This is a genomic window from Rhizobium sp. ZK1 (assembly GCF_047782645.1).
Lineage (GTDB): Bacteria > Pseudomonadota > Alphaproteobacteria > Rhizobiales > Rhizobiaceae > Rhizobium.
Genome location: NZ_CP180586.1, coordinates 115593 through 135149, shown reverse-complemented (window position 1 = coordinate 135149; position 19557 = coordinate 115593). Strand labels below are relative to the sequence as shown.

Genomic DNA, 19557 nt, shown 5'->3' with positions numbered 1-19557 from the left:
GGCCGACGCCTATTCGCGTTCCTGAGAAGGGGCTTTCGGATTTGACGCAGCGCGCCTCAAGGACATTTCATCCATCCAGGCGCCAACTTCGTCGGACCGCCAGAAATTGTTTTTCGCCACCCGTATGGGAGCGGGAAACCTGCCGTCCCGCACCCAGCGCCAGAGCGTCACGTTCGAAACCGGCGCAATCTTCTGAACGTCGCTCGTACTTAAAAGTGTGTAGGGGATTGTCTTGCCAGTCATGCTCATTCCTCTAAGCTTCCGATCAGAGGTAGAATGCGCGACGACAGTTGTTGATAATAAACGCGATGTATTTCAACGCGATACAGGCCGAGCCCAGGCGGCCTTCACTGCCGCTGCAGATCAATGCGGCTCGTCAGCGCCGGCGGCAATGCGCGGCCGGACTTATGGCCCATTCCGGAACAGGCGCTTTGAATCAAGGTTCCGGACCATGCTGAACGGCAGCACGTTATCAGCTTCAAGCTGAGCTGCCGGCGCGGGCCTTCCAATGAAATATCCCTGGATCTGGTTGATTCCGTACTGCTGCATCAGCCGCTGCTGTTCGATGGTCTCGACGCCTTCAATGAGGATCCTCACCCCGCGATTGCGCAGCAGGCTGATGATGTCGAGCAACATCCTCTTGCCTCTCTCCGTGTTGCAGTCATGGAGGAAGGATCGATCGATCTTGACGGTGTCGAATTCGATCAGGCGAAGCCACGAGAGCCCTGCGAAGCCTGTGCCAAAATCGTCGAGCCAGACCTGAGCGCCGAGCTCTCTCAGGTCGCTGATGCACCGAACCACGTCCTGGTCGATTTCCAGCTCCACGCCTTCGGTGATCTCGAAAGCAAGCCGAGCGCCAGTCACGCCGAATTCTGCCAGTGTTGCCGCCACATAGGTGGCGAAACCCGGCATCTTGAGCTCGATCGGGGAAACGTTGACGCTGGCAACCTGCACGAAGTCGGTCGCCAACAAGTCTCGGCAAACGGTGCGAATTGCCCACCGGCCGAGCTCGACGATCGAGCCCGTCCTTTCCGCAACCGGGATGAATTTATCAGGCGATACGGGCGTTCCATCCAGCATGTTCAAACGCATCAAAGCTTCGACAGCGTCCGTCTTGCCCGTCTGGACGTTGCGGATCGGCTGGTAGACGAGGGAGACAAGGCCGTGCTCGAGAGCGATCTTCAAGGTCGCAGCTATATCCTCGCTGTCGTCGCTGCTTTCGGGATCTTCGGGATCGAAGACCACAAGGGTGTTGCGGCCCGCGGCCTTGGCGGCGTAAAGCGCGCGGTCAGCTTCGTGGATGACCTTCTCGACCTGCCCGCTCTCGTCCCGCGTATAGGACACACCGACACTCACGGTGATGACAGTGGTCCCGTCTCGCCGGTGTTCGTGTGGCCAGGCCAAAGCCCTGATGGCGGCACACATTGCTTCCGCGAGCTCGGCCGCACGCTGTGAATCCGGCATTGGTGTGATGACGATGAATTCCTCGCCGCCGTATCGCCCGATGAGCGAACCCCAGGACTCGGCCACGCTTTGAAGAAGCTCGGAGACAGCTATAAGACAGCGGTCGCCTTCCTGATGGCCGTAGCAGTCGTTATAGCGTTTGAAATAATCCACATCGATCAGCAGGACGGCAAAGGGCACCCTATCCTCCTGCCAGCGCTGCCAATGATCGCGCAGACGCTGATCGACGGCCCGGCGATTTTCGAGGCCGGTCAACGAGTCCGTATTCGAGAGGTGCAAAAGAGCCTTGCCTCTTTCGTCGGCCGCAGCATGCTGCAAACTGGCTTCAAGAGCGTTGAGAAAGACTTTGTAGCGCTCCCTGTTGAGCTGAAGATTCACGTAAGACGTGAAAACAAAGCAGGAAATACAGAACGCGCCGAGGATGAGCTTGTGGAGAAGCAACATGGGCGCGAACAGATAGAGGGCGCCGGTGAAGATGAGCACGTTCGTTGCGGAGGCCGCAAGAGCAACCGGAAACCGGAAACTGAAGAACAGGTTGACGCTCATCATGAAGATCGCGCCGAACACCATATAATAAGAGAAGGCATCCCCGGCCACGGTCATCCGGGCGGTGAGAAGCCAGACAAGATAGGCTGCGAGCACGGACAGCGCCGCGGCCATGTCCACCGTATCGGCCTTTGCCTTGCGGTAGAGCAGGAATTCGAGGACGCAGAGTGCACCGACGCCAACCGCCAGCCGGCCGGCGACCGTGTACTGGACGACATCGCCGATAAAAAGATAGTCCGTGAAGGAATATGCAAGGTAAGCGGCGACCGCCGTCCAGAGGCCTTTGCGCGTCGCGCTCTTCCGGCCGCTCTCGCTCTTCTCCTCATAAAGGCAGCGCAACTCTTCTGGCGACAATGTCGGCCGCACGGTAGCAGCTGCGGTCTCGGCTAACACGTGCATCATGCCCCTGCCACCCAACATCTTGCAGCAGCTGCCCTCCGCAGACTGCCAACTGACGCTGGATAGCCGCAGGCAGACTCCACATCAACCGATAACGCCCAAACGATCCCCAAACGGGCGAGGTATCTCTCGGGTTCACTAATATTTTCTAAAGCCAGGGCGTGCATTAACTCCGCTGCCCAACCTTAACGCTTGACCTTGATGAAAATGATGAGGATTTTACGCGATGTTTTAAGTTCTTATTCACCAGCGAGGTTTCCGTGGCTCAGCCGCTCTTTTCTCTTGATGGCCAAAGCTTGATCACGCCGCAGTCCTTCAGCAATAAGCTTCCCTCACCCAACCGAGATGACAAAACAGACCTCCTGCGAACCGCCGAGGCTGAGTTTGCGATCATCATCAACATTGCAATGCAAAGGTTTTCCGCGGGCAAGAACCTGCCTGATGCAGTCCGGTGGTTGATCGGCCAGCTCCATGAGGTCCGTCATAAATTCGGCGCTGCCGTGTGGCAGAGGCTCATCCCGATCATTCAGGCCCATCCTTCGGCAAAGATCCTCCAGCAGTGCCCGTTCACCCGTTGGTCCTTTGACAAACCTCGCGGCTATTCCGGTGATGCCAGTCTCATCGACTTCATTTATGGGCATCCGGCGGTAGCCGATGAAGTGGCCAGATCCACCCGCCTCGGTCTTGATATCTTCGACTACACGATAAACGCCCCCGGCCCGGTCGCCGTAAGGGAACGTCGCGACATCCTGACCCGCTACGTCGACGAGACCGCAGAGCGAACCGGTTCGGATACCGAAGTCCTGGCCATCGCTGCCGGTCACCTGCGCGAAGCGGAGGCATCGAAGGCACTTGCGGAAGGTCGCCTCAAACGCTGGGTCGCCCTTGATCAGGATCCGGAAAGTATCGGCTCGATCTCGAGCCAGTTCCACGGAACGTCCGTCGAACCCATCAATGGATCCGTGCGCGGTCTGCTCGCGCGAAAGCATCAGATCGGCACGTTCGATCTGATCTACGCAGCCGGACTGTACGATTATCTCACCGACAAAGTGGCAATCCGGCTGACGCAGATCTGCATGGACATGCTGAAGCCGGGCGGCGTCTTCCTATTTGCCAACTTTTCCGACGAGATGGCCGACGACGGGTACATGGAATCCTACATGAACTGGGAGCTTCTCCAGCGTTCCGAAGCCGACATGTGGCGTATCTCCCATCTCAGCGCGGCCGAAGACACCGATAAGACGGTCTGGTTCGGTGCCAACCGCAACATCATCTACGCCACGATCAGGAAGCGGTCGTAGGCCCGACGGGCCTGGCGCATCGCAAATCCGAGACAAGGGGTCACTGCCGCTGCAGATCGATGCGGCTCGTCACTACCGACCGGCCCGAGGCAAGGTCGCGATCGACGGTCTGCAGGCGAAGGCCGTTCTGGCCCACCTTTTCGATCATCATGATTGCGCTTCGGTCGCCATTGGTGACGCGCGCCCAGGTGACATTGAAGTTGAGAGCGTCGCCTTTCCTGCTGCCGACAAGCCTGGAAGGCTGGCCCGATGGTCCCGTGTAGTTGCCGGTGTAGCGTTGACCGGCCGCCTTCACATTTGCCGAGAAGCTTCTTGTAAGGACGGCGAGACCGCGACAATTGCCGTTCATCGCAACTGTCGTGGCGCTCGCGTCGGATTTCAGATTGCAGGACACGTTGACCTTCATGCCGCCGATCTTGGCCAGGACCATGCCGCTTCCGCGCCAGTCACCCTCCAGCGAATTGAGAAAATCCGCCTCGGACGCGCTTGCGCCGGCGGCGAGGCCTGTGAGCGAGAGCAATGCTGCGCATAGAAGAGGACGCATGGTAGCACCCGGGAGTTTTCCTCAGCCGACAACATTCAAGGCGGGAAATTGTTCCGCTGCGATCCGAAATTAACGTTCCTACTCATGCCAATGGTCGGCCACCCAGGGTGTCGGCAATATATAGTGGCGCAGGTAGCGGAAGGGCGCCTTGCCGTTGCGTTTGCTGGCATCGAAGACGCCCTTGATATGAGCGAGCCTCGTTTCGGCGCGGCCTTTCGGGCCGAATTTCCCGTCGATGGCGTTCTGCGGGTGGAAGCCGCGCGGGAAGAGGACCACGCGAGCGCTGGACGGCAGGCGGGGGGCGAGAAAGTAGTTCAGCGGAAAGGCCCAGTGGCAGTCCTGCCGGAAATGCAGGACCCAGTTTCGTCGGAAGAATTTCACGCCGCCGGGCGCATTGCGGGTGACGAAACGCTGCTCGTACTGATATTCATCAGCCACTTTCTGCGGGTCGGCCCTGAACTTTTCCTGCAGTGGAAGGAGCTTGCCGACCGGAAAGCGAAAGAGCGAGCTCTGGCCGAGCCTTTCGAAAGGCGTCGTCTGGTTGCGGGCCATGACGACGTCGTCAGGGCCTCCGACTTCGAAAAAGTCATCGAGGGAGGCGACGATAACAAGATCGAGGTCCAGATAGAGGACCGGCCCGCTCAGGCTTCCGAGCTTCGGTCCCCAAAGCCTCGCCTTCGGCCAGATGCCCCTCGTATTGACGGGCATTTCGACATCCAGAGGCGGCAGATCCTCACACAGGATGCCGGGGTGGAGATCGTCCCGGCAGTCGGTGAAGCACGTGAAGGTAAAGGGCGGCGTGATGTTGCGTGCCACCATCGCATAGAGCCGGTTGATGAAAGTCGGCCCGTATCTCGTACCCCAATTGATGCAGATTACCTGTTTAACGCCTCCGCTCGCAGCCAAAACATGCGCCATCATATCTCGCCATTTCCGTGCCCGGATCCGGAACCCTTCGCACCCGCGATGGAGCGATTCACAGGCCTGCATCAGGCTTTCAGTTGGGAATAACCTGGCGGAAATGCAATCCTGACATCCGAGAGCCCCGGCAAACTGCCGGATCGCAGCCTGTCAGATCTCTTTTCCTCCTTGTATTTTAAATTCGCCAGGGCCGGAAGCAGTTAAAAGCCTCGACGCAAAAGAAAGCCTGTCACCTGCGCTTTACCTGCTATCAGCAGGAGCATAAAAGAACTGCCGACATCACGCGTTGCAGCTGCCCTGCCAGCCGAGAGCAGTTTTCTCGCCACGGAGAAAGCTCCGAAAGGTTCATCATGTCCGCACCATCGACGCAATCCAACCGCACGCTCGTCGTTGCCACGATCATGCTCGCGACCTTCATGGTGGCGATCGAGGCCACGATCGTCGCGACCGCCATGCCGCGGATCGTCGGCCAGCTCGGCGGCTTCACCTATTACAGCTGGGTCTTTTCCGCCTTCCTGCTGGCGCAGTCGACGACCACGGTCATCTACGGCAAGCTCTCGGATATTTTCGGCCGCAAGCCGGTGCTGATCGGCGGCATCCTGGTTTTCCTCGTCGGTTCACTCTTCTGCGGGCTTGCCTGGTCGATGGCCTCGCTCATCGTGTTCCGTCTGGTGCAGGGCCTGGGGGCCGGCGCGATCCAGCCGGTGACGATGACCATCATCGGCGACCTGTTCAAGCTGGAGGAACGCGGCAAGGTGCAGGGCGTGATGGCGACCGTCTGGGCGACCTCGGCGGTCGTTGGGCCGCTTGCCGGCGGTATCATCGTCGACACCATCTCATGGGCCTGGATCTTCTGGATCAATCTGCCGATCGGCATCTTCTCGATCATCGCCTTCCTGCTCTTCCTGAAAGAGGACGTGGCGCACAAAGATGCCAGGATCGACTATCTCGGCGCCATCCTGTTTTCGATTTCCATCATCGCGCTCCTGACGATCCTGACGGAAACGAATGCGCCGGCCTGGATCCTCATCGCGCTGGCGATCGTCTTCGTCGTGACCGGCATTCTTTTCGTGCTGCAGGAAAAGCGCACGCCGGAGCCGATCATTTCCATCGCGCTCTGGAGCCGGCGGCTTGTCGCCACCAGCAACGCCTGCATGCTGCTTGCCGGCATGGCGCTGATCGGCCTTTCGACGATCCTGCCGATGTATGTGCAGGGCGTGCTCGGCCGCTCGCCCATCGTGGCCGGCTTCACGCTGACCATGCTCGTGGTCGGCTGGCCGCTGTCGGTGATGCTGTCCAGCCGCTTCTTCAGGGCATTCGGCATCCGCAATACGCTCAGGGTCGGCAGCTTGATGTTCCCCTTCGGGGCTTTCTTCCTCTTGTTCCTGTCGCCGGACAGCCATCCGGCGGTTGCCGGCGCCGGTTCCTTCTTCATGGGCTTCGGCATGGGGCTCATCAACCTCACCAGCATCGCGCTGGTGCAGGACAGCGTCGAATGGTCGATGCGCGGCAGCGCCACCGCCTCGATCATCTTTGCCCGCAGCCTCGGCAATACGCTGGGCGCCACCGTGCTCGGCGCGATCCTCAATGCCGGGATCAGTCACTATGCGGCGGGGGATGTGGCAAACCGCCTGCATCATGTCCTGAACGAGCCGACCGGCCTTTCGGAGCTCGCGGGCGATGCGACGGTGCGTGGCATCTTCGATGCGGCGCTGCATTGGAGCTTCTGGGGTGTCGTGGTCGTGGCGGTGCTGACCTTTGCGACGACCTGGCTCATTCCGATCGGCCGCGGGGTGAAGAGCAAAGGTGCGGGAGGTGCGGCGAGCGAAGCCGCCTCGCATTAGAGATAATGCTGATCGGTTGGGATCGGTGGATGTGGCCCCCTCATCCGCCCTTCATGACGATAATTCAGACACTTTCCGTAGCCGCCTGCGGAATGGACTGCAGCAGCGTCTGGCGGGCCGAGCGAAGGTGGATGCGGCAGGCGGCCTCGATCCTTGCCTGATCGTGGGCTTCGAGCGCTGCGATGTAATCGAGATGTTCGTGGATCGCGCGCTCGTTACGTTGGCGGGCGGCCGTCTTGTTCCACTGATAGTGATAGTGGAAGATGATGGCGATCGCGTCGTAGAAGTCGGCGATGAAGCGGTTCTTCGAGGCGCGGTGGATCAAAAGGTGAAAGCGCTCGTCGAGGACAGAGAATTCCTTGAAGCGGTTGTTGATATCGGAAAGCATGGAGAGGTGATCTTCCTTGATAACAGCAAGATCGGCCCATGCCTGATGCTCGGCAGGCAGCCTGCCGAATTCGGCAGCCGAATGCAGCTCGAACATTTCGCGCACATCGGCAAGTTCCAGCGCGAATTCGCGGGTAAAGCCCTTCAGCGTCCAATGGCTGTTCGGCCGCTTTTCGATCAGCCCGAAGCGGGAGAAGCGGATGAGGAATTCGCGCACGCTCGTCGTGCCCGTGCCGATCTCGCGGGCAAGCTCCAGCTCGTTGATCTGCATGCCCGGTGCGGCTTCATCCGAAAGAATGCGCTGCATGAAGCTGCGCTCGATGATGTCGTGCAGTGAATCGGTCTCTTCCGAGGGGAAGAAGTCGCGGTCAACAGGCTGGCGCAGGACGATCTTCTGGCGCTTGTTCCAGCGGATGATGCCCTCATCGCTGAGGCGGGTCAGGATGGCGCGTGCCGTGCTGCGGCTGACGCCGAGCTGGGCGGCAATCTCCGGCTCGGAGGGCAGCGCGGTATCGGTGCGCAACGCTGCTGCATATCGATTATAGGCTTCCTTGAAGACCGTATTCTGCCTTGCCATCAGACCCTGCTTTCCGCCCAAGCGATACGGCGATGATCCCCGCTGCCAACAACGGGTACAGCCGGACCAGGAGCCTCTTCAGGCGACCTTTATCTTGTTTTTCGATCGCCTGCGGCCGTTTGCCTCCCTCGTCCACAGGATCAATATTCCCGTTGACTTGAAAATGTTTATTGTAGATAAAAAACAAAATCAATGCGCATTCGTCGATGTAACGGGCGCAGAAGCGAACGTTTCGTCAGGGAGATGAAATTGGACAGACAGAATTGGATCATCCTGTCGGCCGGAGACAATGTCGCGGTCGCGACGGCTCCGATTGCTGAAGGATCTGATGTTGCCGGCGTCACGACACGGCAGAAGATCGAGCCCGGCCACAAGATCGCCCTTACCGATATTCCGCAGGGCATGCCGGTCGTGAAATACGGCCAGGCGATCGGCCGCACCACGGCAGATGTGAAAGCCGGCGACCATGTTCACAGCCATAACCTGCATTTCGAAAACGACCGCCTTGCTGCAACCGCCAACTCGGCGCCAGAAGAAGCGAGCGCTGAAGACAGGGCGCGGACCTTTATGGGTTATCGCCGTGCCGACGGGCGGGCGGCGACGCGCAACTATATCGGCATCATTGCCAGCGTGAACTGTTCCACCACGGTCTGTCGGGCAATCGCCGACGAGGCCAACCGCACCATCCTGCCGCATTATGACGGGATCGACGGCTTCGTGCCGATCGTTCACGACCAGGGCTGCGGCATGAGCTCGACAGGTGACGGCATGAACGTGCTGCACCGCACACTTGCCGGCTATACGCGCCACGTGAATTTCGGCGGCGTGCTGATGATCGGCCTCGGCTGCGAGGTCAATCAGCTCACCCTTTACGGCCAGAGTGGTGCGGGTGCCTCCAAGCGGCATTTCAACATCCAGGACGCGGGTGGTTCGCGCCGCGCGGTCGAGCGCGCCATGGGCGTGCTGCGCGAAATCGCCGCCGATGTCGGCCGTGAGAAGCGTGTGCCGATGTCCGTCAGCGAGATCATCATCGGGCTGCAATGCGGCGGCTCCGACGGTTTTTCGGGCATTACCGCCAATCCTGCGCTCGGTGTCGCGGCCGACCTGCTGGCGGCTGCCGGCGGCACGGCAATCCTTTCGGAAACCTCCGAGATCTATGGTGCGGAGCATCTGCTGCGCAGCCGCGCGGTCAGCGAAGAGGTCGCCAGGAAGCTCGATGAGAAGATCGCCTGGTGGGAAGACTATGTCGCCCTGCATGGCGCTTCGCTCGACAACAATCCGTCTCCGGGCAACAAGCGCGGCGGGCTGACGACCATTCTCGAAAAGTCGCTCGGCGCCGTCGCCAAGGGCGGCCGCTCGCCGCTGACCGCCGTCTACGGTTATGCCGAGCGCGTCACGGCCCCCGGCCTCGTCTTCATGGATACGCCCGGCTATGACCCGGTTTCGGCTACCGGCCAGGTTGCCGGCGGCGCGAACATGATTGCGTTCACGACCGGCCGCGGAAGCTGCTTCGGCTGTCGCCCCGCACCCTCGCTGAAGCTCGCCAGCAATTCGGCGCTTTATACCTCGATGGAAGAGGATATGGACATCGATTGCGGCACGATCGTTACGGGTGACGCGACGATCAGCGGCAAGGGTCGCGAGATCTTCGACCTGATCGTCGACACGGCCTCGGGCAAGAAGACGAAAAGTGAGATTTTCGGCTACGGCGACAACGAATTCGTCCCGTGGCATCTCGGCGCCACGCTCTAAATAAAACATTGGGTCTTCACGAGGAGGAATGATGAAGACGAGGAGAATTGGCAAGACGGCGCTCGAGGTGACCGAAATCAGCTTCGGCGCCGCAGCCCTCGGCGGCCTTTATCGTGCCTGCCCGCGCGAGCAGGCGATGGAAACGCTGGAAACCGCATGGGACCACGGCATCCGCTATTTCGATGTAGCGCCGTGGTATGGCCTCGGGCTTGCCGAACGACGCGTCGGCGATTTCCTGCGGGACAAGCCGGAAAACGAATATGTTCTCTCCACCAAGGTCGGCCGTCTGTTGCGCCCGGTACCGACAGGCACCGTTCCCGACTACAGCTATGTCGATCCGCTCTCCTTCGATGCCGATTACGACTATTCCTATGACGGCATCATGCGTTCGGTGGAATTCAGCTATGCGCGCCTCGGCCTGAACCGCATCGATATCCTCTTCGTCCACGATATCGGCGCCTATACGCATGGTGCGGCCAAGAATGCCGTGCATCTGAAGAATTTCCTCGATAGCGGCATCAAGGCGCTGGAACAGCTGAAATCCTCGGGCGCGATCAAGGCTTTCGGCCTCGGCGTCAACGAGGTGCCTGTCTGCCTCGACGTGATGCGCAACGCCGATATCGACACAATCCTGATGGCCGGCCGCTATACGCTGCTCGACCGGTCTGCCGTTGCCGAACTGATCCCGCTCTGCCGGCAGAAGGGTACTTCTTTCGTCGTCGGCGGCGTCTTCAATTCCGGCATCCTCGCAACCGGCCCGGTGCCGGGCTCGCATTTCGATTATATGCCGGCAACCGAGGAAGTACTCGCCAAGGTGGGCGCAATGGAAGAGGTGGCCAAGCGCCACGGCGTGCCGCTTGCCGCCCCTGCCCTGCAGTTTCCGCTGCACGACCCCGTTGTCTCCTCGGTGCTGATCGGCACGGCGAAGCCTTCGAGCCTCGTTCGCAACATGGAGAACTTCGAACCGCAGCTTCCCGCCGACATCTATCCCGAATTCGAACCCTATACGCTGGTTGCCGCGCCGCTCGGCGACGAAGCCGTACGGGTCTGAGGAGACACTATGCTTAAAGGTATTCATCCGCTTCTCGGCCCCGATCTGCTCTATGCACTGAAGAGCATGGGGCATGGCGACGATATCGTCATTGCCGACGCCAATTTCCCGGCAAGCAGCATGGGACCAGACGTCATCCGGGCCGATGGCGTCAGCGCGACTGCCATGGCCGAGGCGATCCTCACCCATATGCCGCTCGATACGTTCGTGCCGCAATCGGCATGGCGGATGGAAGTGGTCGGCGATCCCAAGGCCGTGCCGGAGGTTTGCGCCGAATTCCAGGAGATCGTCACCCGGCGTGCCGGTAGTTTCTCCATCGCATCGGTGGAACGCTTCGCCTTTTACGAGATGGCACGGAAGGCCGCCTACATCGTCGCAACCACAGAGTTCCGGCTCTATGGCAACCTGATTTTGAAGAAGGGTGTCGTGCATCCGCACGAAGTGCAATTCGACTGAGGATCTTATTTTAGGTCCTTATGTATTTTAAACGAAAACAACTGCTTGGGAGGCAATTTAGCGGCTAAAAAAGCGAAATAGGCACACTTGCAATTTGCCTGCGCCTCAGCTAGCTTCCCACTGTAAATGTTTTTTATCGATAAAAAATCGTCCGCCTGCGTTCAGCGGTCCGGTTTCATTGGAGGAGAACGCACCCTGAGAGGAGAACCCTTATGAGCATCGTGAAATCCATTCTGTCTCGCCGCGCCTTTACGGCACTTGCGGGCGCTGCCGTCATCGCCACGGCAATGCCGGCCGCATCCTTTGCCGCCGAGGTGACGATCCCGATCATCGTCAAGGACACGACGTCCTTCTACTGGCAGATCGTTCTGGCAGGCGCCCGCAAGGCCGGCAAGGATCTCGGCGTCAACGTGCCGGAGCTTGGCGCCCAGGCTGAATCCGACATCAACGGCCAGATCAGCATTCTCGAGAACGCCGTTGCCGGCAAGCCGGCCGCTGTCGTCATCTCGCCGACCGAGTTCAAGGCACTCGGCAAGCCGATCGATGAAGCCGCCAAGTCGGTTCCGATCATCGGTATCGACTCCGGCGCCGACTCCAAGGCATTCAAGTCGTTCCTGACGACCGATAACGTCCAGGGCGGCCGCATCGCTGCCGACGGTCTTGCCGCCGCCATCAAGGAAGCGACCGGCAAGGAAGAAGGCGAAGTCGTCATCCTGACCAACCTTCCCGGCGTCGGCTCCCTGGAACAGCGCCGCGAAGGCTTCCTGGATCAGATCAAGACCAAGCATCCCGGCCTGAAGGTGATCGCCGACAAGTATGGCGACGGCCAGGCAACGACCGGCCTCAACATGATGACCGACCTGATCACGGCAAACCCGAACCTCGTCGGCGTCTTCGCCTCGAACCTCATCATGGCGCAGGGTGTGGGCCAGGCGATCGCCGAAAACAAGCTCGGCGACAAGATCAAGGTCATCGGCTTCGACAGCGACGACAAGACGGTCGGCTTCCTCAAGGACGGCGCGATCGCCGGCCTCGTCGTTCAGGACCCCTATCGCATGGGTTATGACGGCATCAAGACCGCTCTTGCCGTGTCTAAGGGCGAGAAGGTTCCGGAAAATGTCGATACGGGCGCAAACCTCGTCACCAAGGCGAATATGGCCGATCCGAAGATCGACGCGCTCTTGAACCCGAAGATCAAGTAAAACGGCAGGTGGCCGCGGCGGCTTCAAAAACCGGCGCGGCCTTTTTCATCCATGGTATTGTTCACCAGGGATGGAGCAGAAGCGAGAAGAGGAGGAGAGGTCCATGGTCGGACTGGAAGAGGTCAGTCATCGCCACGATGACAGCACGACGCTGAAAGAAACCAATCGAATTCCCACCGGATCGCCCATCCTCGAACTGAAAGGCCTGCAGAAGAATTACGGTCACGTGCAGGCGCTGAAGCCCGCGACCATGACCTTCCTTGCCGGCGAAATCCACGCCATCGTCGGTGAAAACGGCGCCGGCAAATCCACTCTCATCAAATTGCTCACCGGCGTCATCACACGCACGGCCGGCGAGGTGCTGTGGTGCGGCCATCCGGTGGGACTGTCGACGCCGAACGAGGCAATCGCGCGCGGCATCAACGCCGTCCATCAGGAAGTCGTGCTCTGCCGGCACCTGACGGTGGCCGCCAATCTCTTCCTCGGCGACGAGGTCAATCGCTTCGGCATCATGCGCAAGAAGCAGATGGAGAAGATGGCGCAGTCCGTTCTCGACGATCTCGGCTTCGGCCTGCCGGCCGGTGCGCTTCTGAGCTCGCTGACGATCGGTCAGCAGCAGCTCGTCGCCACCGCGCGCGCGGCCATGCGCGGCACGCAGTTCCTGATCTTCGACGAGCCGACCGCCTATCTCACCCGCCAGGAATCCGCACAGCTGTTCAAGCTGATCCGCCGCCTGCAGGGCGAAGGCGTCACCATCGTCTATATCAGCCACCGCATGGAGGAAGTCTTCGAGCTTGCCGACCGTGTCTCGGTGCTGCGCGACGGCACGCATGTCGGCACGCGCCTCATCGGCGAGACCAATGAGGCCGAGCTGATCGCGCTGATGATCAATCGCTCGATCGAGCAGATCTATCATAAGGAAGAGATTCCGATCGGCGAGACGATCCTCGACGTCAAGGGTCTTACCGGCCCGGGCTTCGAAGACGTGTCGCTCAGCGTCAAGGCAGGACAGATCGTCGGGCTCTATGGCCTGATCGGCGCCGGACGCAGCGAATTTGCGCTCGGGCTCTACGGACGCCAGCCGACAAGCGCGGGCGAAATCCACTGGATGGGCAAGCGTGTCGACATCAGGAACGAACGAACCGCGATGGAGCTCGGCATTGCGCTGGCGCCCGAAAGCCGGCGCGACCAGGGGCTCTGCCTCAACCTGCCGATCGGCCTCAACATCAACCTGCCGGTCTTCGGACGCCTCAGCAACGGCCCGGTCATCAATCACACACGCGAATCGGCCAATGCCGACAAGCAGATCCGCGATCTCAGCATCAAGACGCCGAGCCGGCGTGTCCCGGCCTCCAGCATGTCGGGCGGCAACCAGCAGAAGATCGTCATCGGCAAGTGGCTGAGCCACGGCGCCCGGCTGTTCATCTTCGACGAGCCGACCGTCGGCGTCGACGTCGGCACCAAGGCGGAAATCTACCGGCTCTTCGCCAAGCTGCTGAAGGAGGGAGCAGGCATCATCCTGATCTCCTCCTACCTGCCCGAGGTCTACGAACTGGCCGACCGGCTGCACGTCTTCCGCAGCGGCAAGCTCGTTGCAAGCCATGATTTCCACGCGGCGACGCATGAAGAAGTGCTCAGCGAAGCGATCGGCGTCTGAGCCAGAAGAATAAGAGGGAGAAAATTCATGACTGTCACCCCCACCGAAATCGTCGCGCCGCCGCCGCGCCGGAAGATGAACATCCTGTTCGGCCTGACGCTGATCGGGCTGCTGATCTTCCTCTGGGTCGTGCTCGGCTTCTCGACAGCCAGCTTCTGGACGCCGCTCAACATCTCCAACCTGCTGCGCCAAGGCGCGATGACGGCGATCCTGGCGCTCGGCCAGACCTTCGTCATCATAACCGCCGGCATCGACCTGTCGGTCGGCGCCATCGTCGGCTTCTGCACGGTCATCATCGCCTGGTTGCTGCAGGCGGGCGTCCCGCTCTGGGCGGCGATCCTGCTGACGCTGGCAATCGGTGTTGCGATCGGCTCTTTCCATGGCTTCGGCATCGTGCATATGGGCCTGCCGCCCTTCATCATCACGCTGGCGACGCTGACATCGCTGCGCGGCATCGGCCTGCTGATCACCAACGGCTCGACGATCAGCATCACCGATGAGAGCTTCAGCAATTTCGCCCGAGCGGATTTCCTTGGCGTCCCAAGCCTGTTCTGGATGGTCATCCTGGTGGCGATCCCCTCCTTCGTCTTCCTGCATCTGAGCCGCTGGGGCCGCTATCTCTTCGCGGTCGGTTCGAATGCGGAGGCCGCGCGCCTTTCCGGCGTCAACGTCAAGGGCATGATCTACCTCGCCTATATCCTCTCGGCTTCGTTTGCGGCCTTCGTCGGCGTGCTGCTCGCCTCGCGTATCGCCATCGGCAACGCCACACAGGCAGACGGCTGGGAACTGCAGGCGATCGCTTCCTCCGTCATTGGCGGCACGTCGCTCTTCGGAGCCGTCGGCTCCGTGCATGGTCCGCTGATCGGCGCCTTCATTCTGGCGACCATCAACAACGGCGCAAACCTCCTGAACGTCAACTCGTTCTGGCAGCGCATCATCACCGGCCTGCTGATCATCGTGATCGTCTATTTCGATCAGCTTCGCCGGCGCCGGGCGGGCTAAGCGAGATACAAAACGAAGCCGGCCCAAGGGCCGGCTTTCTTCATGTCAGCAATGCGAGAACCGTCATGAAAGCAGTCCTTTGCCGCGAACCCGGCGTCCTCGATCTCGTCGAGCGACCCTCCCCCGAAAAACCTGCACCCGGCTGGGTACGGCTTGCCGTCAGCCATGTCGGCATCTGCGGCACGGATTACCACATCTTCGAAGGCAAACACCCGTTCCTCGAATATCCGCGCGTCATGGGTCACGAGATCTCGGCGATTGTGCTGGAGGCAGGCGACGGCGTGGCGATGGCGGTCGGTACGCCTGTGATCGTCAATCCTTACCTTTCCTGCGGTAACTGTGTTGCCTGCCGGCAGGGCAAGCCGAACTGCTGCACCAATATCAAGGTTCTCGGCGTTCATACCGACGGCGCCTTCTGCGAGGAGATCGTGGTGCCGGCCGGCAATCTCTATGCCGCCAAGGGACTGAGCCTGGAGGCCGCGGCGACCACCGAATTCCTGGCGATTGGAGCACATGCCGTGCGCCGCTCCATGGCTCCTGCCGGTTCGCGCTCGCTTGTGATCGGCGCAGGTCCGATCGGCCTCGGGGCGGCGATCTTCTCGCGCATTGCCGGTCATGATGTGACCCTGCTCGATACGAGCGCTGAACGGCTGCAGATGGCCTCCGAACGCTTCGGGTTCACATCAGGCATCGTCGCTGATGACGGCACCCTCGATGCCGTGAAGGCAAAAACGGATGGCGATGGTTTCGACGTCGTCTTCGATGCGACGGGCTATGGGCCGTCGATGGAGAAAGCCTTCAACTTTGTCGCCCATGGCGGCGCGCTGGTGCTGGTCAGCGTCGTGAAGGACGATATCCGCTTTTCCGATCCGGAATTCCACAAGCGAGAGATGATGGTCATCGGCAGCCGCAACGCGACGCGCGTCGATTTCGAACATGTTGCGGATTCGATTGCTGGGGGGTTCGTGCCGGTCGACAAGCTGATAACCCACCGCACAACGCTTGCCGATGCGCCGCGAGACCTCGCCCGCTGGGCGCATGAGAAGAGCGGCCTCATCAAGGCCGTGATCAAGGTCGCGGCTTAAACACTCTCGATTGCCGCGCGCATCTGGCGAACGACATTGACGTCCGTCCGGTTCGAGGTCGGTACGTCGAAGCCGAAGGAGACGGCGCGCGGATCGGCGCTGGCAACGACCGAGCTGCAGGAACCGTGGACTTCACGTGCGCCCGTTGCCCGCAGGATCTCGACGACATTGGCCGGGCGCACGCCGCTGCCCGGCATGATGGAGATGCGGCCGGTCGCTTTGGCGGAGATGCGCTTCAGCGTTTCCAGTCCATCGAGCGCCTTCGGCACACAGCCCGAGGTGAGAATGCGCTCGCAGCCGAGCTCGACTGCCTGCTCCAGTGCCACATCCGGGTCCGGCACGAGATCGAAGGCGCGATGCAGGGTCGAGCCCAAGCCGGCGGCATGCGCCTTCAGGCGGTGAATGAGCGGCATGTCGAGCGTGCCGTCCAGCCGGTTAGCGCCGATGACGACACCGGCGAGGCCTGCGGCCCTGACAGCATCGATATCGGCCAGCATCGCTTTCTCATCCGTCGCATCGAAGATGAAGGGGCCGGCATGCGGGCGGATCATCGCATAGACGGGGATCGGCGCTTGCACCGCAATTCGCATCAGGCTCGGCAATGGCGTCAGTCCGCCAAGCTCCAGCGCCGAGCAGAGCTCGATGCGGCCAGCGCCGCCTTCGATTGCAGCCTCAAGGCCTTGAGCGCTATCGACGCATACTTCCAGCAAAACTGTCATATCCCGAATCCCTCTTCTTCCGTCGCAGCCTATTTATGCAACGGCGGCATTTTGCGCGACAGGCTCCGGGACAATTTTTGCCGCAGTCGCGATCAGCAGGTCGCAAGCGTCAGCCGCCGCTTTCCGATGATTGAAGGCCACGTGATAGGACATCAGCATCGGCTCGGCGAGTTCGACGATACGCACCCTATCGGCGATCGGCATGGCACTGGCACGGCCGAGAAAGGAGACGTAGCCGTGATTGGCGACGAGGTCGACGATGACGGGCAGTGAATCCGCTGCGGTAATGTCGCGATCCCGCAAACGACGATGCAGGGTGCGGTCGTAGCCAAAGGTCATGGCGGCATGGCCGATGCCGGTGCGCGGGCTTGGCGTGCAGATCGGATGGCTGGCGACGAGGTCAGCGGCCGTCGCTTCCGTACTATCAGGCGGGGCGATCGCCACCATTTCGGTGCGGAGCAATTCGCGATGGCGGAAACTCTCAAGGCCGAAAACGGAGTCGAGGATTGCGACGTCGATACGCCCGGATTTGAGCGCTTCGCGCAGATCGTCGGCGGTCATCGAAACGAGCGACAGGGCGTTTTTGCTGCGGCCAGCATTCCACTCGGCAACGAGGCTACCCAGGCAGCGTGCGACCCAGCTTTCCGAGCCTGTGGGAATGATGGCGCCGATGCGCAGCGAACGGGCGGTGCGCTGATAACGCTCGTCTGCGGCCGATTTCAGCTCGTTCCAGGCGAGGCTGATCGTCGAAAAGACGGTGTAGGCAAAGCGGCCCTCTTCCGTCATTGCCGAGCCCTGCGCCTGGCGCTCGAAGAGGCGATGGCCGAAGAATTTCTCAAGATTGGCAATCTGCAATGAAAGCTGCGGCTGACCGAGGCGCAGACGGCGGGCGGCTCTGTTGATGCTGCCCTGATCGGCGACTTCCAGGTAACGCTCCATCGTGACGAGCTTGACGGAGATGCGCGCGGCCCATCGTCCGTAAGCCTCCGGCTCATGATGGCCGAGCAGGTTGCCAAGCTGCTCCGTCGCAGCGAGGATCGGGGCCAATCCCTCCTGAACCCTGCCACCGGCGAGCAGAATGACCAGTTCGCCCGAGGAACGCTCAGCAAGCTTCAAAGCCAGCTCCGTTTCCAGACTGTCGATCGCTGCCGACACGGTCGAGACGGAGATATCGAAGCGGCGCGCCGTCTCGCGCATGGAACCGGAGGACAGGACATGACTTGCGATGAAAAGGGCGCCGAGATGCAAGGCATTCTCCGGAAACGACTGAAAAGGCGGAGGATATGACGTGTTCGTGAAAAAAGATATCCCTGCTCATGAAGGTGCAGGCTATCGTTCGCTCCATAAGAAATCCGGGCGGCGGCAGAACCGATCAAAAGCACCGGAACACCGTGGAAACACGCCAGGGGACAAAAACAAATCGCGCCGGCCTTGGAAAAGGGAATGCAATTCCGCGCATGGACCTGCATTGACAGCCATAATCGCGCCGCGAGAGCGAATACTGGAGGGGGCTGCCTCGATGTTCGGGCATCGATTTTTCGGTCATCGATTTTTCGGGCGGGCACACTATTTCCATGACGCACGTATTTCCGGCATGATGGCCTGATGGCTGACGTGCCGGCAGAATTCATTGCGCGCAGGCTTCGCGTCCGGGGCTTTCGCGACGTTTAACGGTGTTCAACCAAGGGGATAATCATGTTTAGGAAAATCGCACTTGCCGTTTCGCTTTCCGCTTTTGCGGCCGGCGCGGCCCACGCCGCAGACGTCGTCGTTTCGTCGAAGATCGACACGGAAGGCACGCTGCTCGGCAATGTTATCGCGCTTGCCCTGGAAGCCAACGGCATCAAGACGCAGGATCGCATCGCACTCGGCGCAACGCCGGTCGTGCGCAAGGCGATCACCGCAGGCGAAATCGACATCTATCCGGAATATACCGGCAATGCCGGCTTCTTCTTCAACAAGGCCGACGACGCGGCCTGGAAGAACCTCGAGCAGGGTTACCAGGAAGCCAAGAAGCTCGATTACGACGCCAACAAGATCGTCTGGCTGACGCCCTCGCCGGCCAACAACACCTGGGCGCTCGCCGTGCGCAACGACGTTGCCGGCCCGAACAACCTCAAGACCATGTCCGACTTCGGCAAGTGGGTTTCGGGTGGCGGTGCCGCCAAGCTTGCGGCTTCTGCCGAATTCGTGAATTCGGCAGGCGCCCTGCCCGCCTTCCAGACCACCTATGGCTTCACGCTGAAGCCTGACCAGGAAGTCGTGCTTTCGGGCGGCGATACGGCTGCGACGATCAAGGCTGCGGCCGACCAGACCAACGGCGTCAACACCGCCATGGTCTACGGCACCGATGGTGCTATCGAAGCGGCCGAACTGACGGTTCTCGAAGACGACAAGAGCGTGCAGCAGGTCTATGCGCCGACGCCGATCATCCGCGAAGCCGTGCTGCAGGCAAACCCGAAGATCCAGGAGATCCTCGCTCCGATCTTCCAGAGCCTGACGGCAGACGAGCTGCGCAAGCTCAACGCCAAGATCCAGGTCGATGGCGAGCCTGCCAAGTCCGTTGCCGAAGCCTATCTCAAAGAAAAAGGCTTCCTGAAATAATTGGCTGATGCGCCCCGCCCGTTCAGGACGGGGCACTTTCCGGACA

General features: G+C 60.7%; 19 protein-coding genes. 11 read left to right on the top strand and 8 right to left on the bottom strand.

Annotated features, from left to right (window positions below; all coding sequences use genetic code 11):
• Positions 1-9: 9 nt before the first annotated feature.
• Positions 10-243 (bottom strand): helix-turn-helix transcriptional regulator, encoded by a 234-nt coding sequence (locus ACK9YZ_RS00680; protein ID WP_216756918.1) that lies wholly within the window; start codon positions 241-243, stop codon positions 10-12.
• Between the two features lie 162 nt (positions 244-405).
• The gene (locus ACK9YZ_RS00675) at positions 406-2409 is read right to left on the bottom strand and encodes a putative bifunctional diguanylate cyclase/phosphodiesterase (RefSeq protein WP_416066793.1); all 2004 of its coding nucleotides are present in this window, start codon (positions 2407-2409) and stop codon (positions 406-408) included.
• A gap of 260 nt (positions 2410-2669) precedes the next feature.
• Between ACK9YZ_RS00675 and ACK9YZ_RS00670 the strand changes: the two genes are divergently transcribed.
• Positions 2670-3710, top strand: coding sequence for a class I SAM-dependent methyltransferase (locus ACK9YZ_RS00670; protein WP_416065327.1), 1041 nt, complete (start codon positions 2670-2672; stop codon positions 3708-3710).
• Positions 3711-3750: 40 nt separating this feature from the next.
• Here the strand turns inward: ACK9YZ_RS00670 and ACK9YZ_RS00665 are convergent, their stop codons facing one another.
• Together ACK9YZ_RS00665 and ACK9YZ_RS00660 are read right to left on the bottom strand one after the other, a co-directional pair.
• Complete coding sequence (locus tag ACK9YZ_RS00665) at positions 3751-4254, bottom strand: hypothetical protein (protein WP_416065326.1); 504 nt, start codon at positions 4252-4254, stop codon at positions 3751-3753.
• A gap of 78 nt (positions 4255-4332) precedes the next feature.
• Complete coding sequence (locus ACK9YZ_RS00660) at positions 4333-5175, bottom strand: glycosyl transferase (RefSeq protein ID WP_216756914.1); 843 nt, start codon at positions 5173-5175, stop codon at positions 4333-4335.
• A 350-nt stretch (positions 5176-5525) separates the two neighbouring features.
• Here ACK9YZ_RS00660 and ACK9YZ_RS00655 point away from each other — a divergent pair, with 350 nt between their 5' ends.
• The gene (locus tag ACK9YZ_RS00655) at positions 5526-7019 is read left to right on the top strand and encodes an MDR family MFS transporter (RefSeq protein ID WP_416065325.1); all 1494 of its coding nucleotides are present in this window, start codon (positions 5526-5528) and stop codon (positions 7017-7019) included.
• Positions 7020-7083: 64 nt separating this feature from the next.
• On the opposite strand, the gene ACK9YZ_RS00650 is transcribed toward ACK9YZ_RS00655, so the two are convergent.
• Both ACK9YZ_RS00650 and ACK9YZ_RS00645 read right to left on the bottom strand, forming a co-directional pair.
• Positions 7084-7983 carry a GntR family transcriptional regulator gene (locus ACK9YZ_RS00650; RefSeq protein ID WP_416065324.1) on the bottom strand — a complete coding sequence of 300 codons (900 nt, stop codon included), beginning with the start codon at positions 7981-7983 and terminating at the stop codon, positions 7084-7086.
• Positions 7946-8176, bottom strand: coding sequence for a hypothetical protein (locus tag ACK9YZ_RS00645; RefSeq protein ID WP_416065323.1), 231 nt, complete (start codon positions 8174-8176; stop codon positions 7946-7948). Before ACK9YZ_RS00645 ends, ACK9YZ_RS00650 begins: the two co-directional genes overlap by 38 nt.
• A gap of 56 nt (positions 8177-8232) precedes the next feature.
• On the opposite strand from ACK9YZ_RS00645, the gene ACK9YZ_RS00640 reads away from it, so the two are divergent.
• From ACK9YZ_RS00640 to ACK9YZ_RS00610, 7 genes are all read left to right on the top strand, one after another.
• Complete coding sequence (locus tag ACK9YZ_RS00640; RefSeq protein WP_416065322.1) at positions 8233-9735, top strand: UxaA family hydrolase; 1503 nt, start codon at positions 8233-8235, stop codon at positions 9733-9735.
• Positions 9736-9766: 31 nt separating this feature from the next.
• On the top strand, positions 9767-10786 hold the full coding sequence (locus ACK9YZ_RS00635; protein WP_416066792.1) for an aldo/keto reductase: 1020 nt from the start codon (positions 9767-9769) through the stop codon (positions 10784-10786).
• Between the two features lie 9 nt (positions 10787-10795).
• On the top strand, positions 10796-11242 hold the full coding sequence (locus ACK9YZ_RS00630; protein ID WP_416065321.1) for an RbsD/FucU family protein: 447 nt from the start codon (positions 10796-10798) through the stop codon (positions 11240-11242).
• 212 nt (positions 11243-11454) lie between these two features.
• On the top strand, positions 11455-12444 hold the full coding sequence (locus ACK9YZ_RS00625; RefSeq protein WP_416065320.1) for an ABC transporter substrate-binding protein: 990 nt from the start codon (positions 11455-11457) through the stop codon (positions 12442-12444).
• Between the two features lie 103 nt (positions 12445-12547).
• The gene (locus ACK9YZ_RS00620) at positions 12548-14101 is read left to right on the top strand and encodes a sugar ABC transporter ATP-binding protein (RefSeq protein ID WP_416065319.1); all 1554 of its coding nucleotides are present in this window, start codon (positions 12548-12550) and stop codon (positions 14099-14101) included.
• Positions 14102-14128: 27 nt separating this feature from the next.
• Positions 14129-15103 carry an ABC transporter permease gene (locus ACK9YZ_RS00615; protein WP_216756907.1) on the top strand — a complete coding sequence of 325 codons (975 nt, stop codon included), beginning with the start codon at positions 14129-14131 and terminating at the stop codon, positions 15101-15103.
• A gap of 65 nt (positions 15104-15168) precedes the next feature.
• Positions 15169-16188, top strand: a complete 1020-nt coding sequence (locus ACK9YZ_RS00610) for a zinc-binding alcohol dehydrogenase family protein (protein WP_416065318.1) — start codon at positions 15169-15171, stop codon at positions 16186-16188.
• Here the strand turns inward: ACK9YZ_RS00610 and ACK9YZ_RS00605 are convergent.
• Positions 16185-16907, bottom strand: a complete 723-nt coding sequence (locus tag ACK9YZ_RS00605; protein WP_416065317.1) for a copper homeostasis protein CutC — start codon at positions 16905-16907, stop codon at positions 16185-16187. The two genes, ACK9YZ_RS00610 and ACK9YZ_RS00605, sit on opposite strands and share 4 nt — an antisense overlap.
• A gap of 33 nt (positions 16908-16940) precedes the next feature.
• Positions 16941-18155, bottom strand: a complete 1215-nt coding sequence (locus ACK9YZ_RS00600; RefSeq protein WP_416065316.1) for a LysR family transcriptional regulator — start codon at positions 18153-18155, stop codon at positions 16941-16943.
• 46 nt (positions 18156-18201) lie between these two features.
• Between ACK9YZ_RS00600 and ACK9YZ_RS00595 the strand changes: the two genes are divergently transcribed.
• Together ACK9YZ_RS00595 and ACK9YZ_RS00590 are read left to right on the top strand one after the other, a co-directional pair.
• Positions 18202-18513 carry a hypothetical protein gene (locus tag ACK9YZ_RS00595; protein WP_416065315.1) on the top strand — a complete coding sequence of 104 codons (312 nt, stop codon included), beginning with the start codon at positions 18202-18204 and terminating at the stop codon, positions 18511-18513.
• 89 nt (positions 18514-18602) lie between these two features.
• A complete protein-coding gene (locus ACK9YZ_RS00590; protein WP_216756902.1) occupies positions 18603-19511 on the top strand; it encodes an ABC transporter substrate-binding protein in 909 nt (302 codons plus the stop codon).
• Positions 19512-19557 lie beyond the last annotated feature (46 nt).

Coding starts and splice junctions, on each gene's coding strand:
- ACK9YZ_RS00680 (WP_216756918.1), bottom strand. CDS start 243: ATGACTGGCAAGACAATCCCCTACACACTTTTAAGTACGAGCGACGTT.
- ACK9YZ_RS00675 (WP_416066793.1), bottom strand. CDS start 2,409: ATGCACGTGTTAGCCGAGACCGCAGCTGCTACCGTGCGGCCGACATTG.
- ACK9YZ_RS00665 (WP_416065326.1), bottom strand. CDS start 4,254: ATGCGTCCTCTTCTATGCGCAGCATTGCTCTCGCTCACAGGCCTCGCC.
- ACK9YZ_RS00660 (WP_216756914.1), bottom strand. CDS start 5,175: ATGATGGCGCATGTTTTGGCTGCGAGCGGAGGCGTTAAACAGGTAATC.
- ACK9YZ_RS00655 (WP_416065325.1), top strand. CDS start 5,526: ATGTCCGCACCATCGACGCAATCCAACCGCACGCTCGTCGTTGCCACG.
- ACK9YZ_RS00650 (WP_416065324.1), bottom strand. CDS start 7,983: ATGGCAAGGCAGAATACGGTCTTCAAGGAAGCCTATAATCGATATGCA.
- ACK9YZ_RS00635 (WP_416066792.1), top strand. CDS start 9,767: ATGAAGACGAGGAGAATTGGCAAGACGGCGCTCGAGGTGACCGAAATC.
- ACK9YZ_RS00630 (WP_416065321.1), top strand. CDS start 10,796: ATGCTTAAAGGTATTCATCCGCTTCTCGGCCCCGATCTGCTCTATGCA.
- ACK9YZ_RS00625 (WP_416065320.1), top strand. CDS start 11,455: ATGAGCATCGTGAAATCCATTCTGTCTCGCCGCGCCTTTACGGCACTT.
- ACK9YZ_RS00620 (WP_416065319.1), top strand. CDS start 12,548: ATGGTCGGACTGGAAGAGGTCAGTCATCGCCACGATGACAGCACGACG.
- ACK9YZ_RS00615 (WP_216756907.1), top strand. CDS start 14,129: ATGACTGTCACCCCCACCGAAATCGTCGCGCCGCCGCCGCGCCGGAAG.
- ACK9YZ_RS00610 (WP_416065318.1), top strand. CDS start 15,169: ATGAAAGCAGTCCTTTGCCGCGAACCCGGCGTCCTCGATCTCGTCGAG.
- ACK9YZ_RS00605 (WP_416065317.1), bottom strand. CDS start 16,907: ATGACAGTTTTGCTGGAAGTATGCGTCGATAGCGCTCAAGGCCTTGAG.
- ACK9YZ_RS00590 (WP_216756902.1), top strand. CDS start 18,603: ATGTTTAGGAAAATCGCACTTGCCGTTTCGCTTTCCGCTTTTGCGGCC.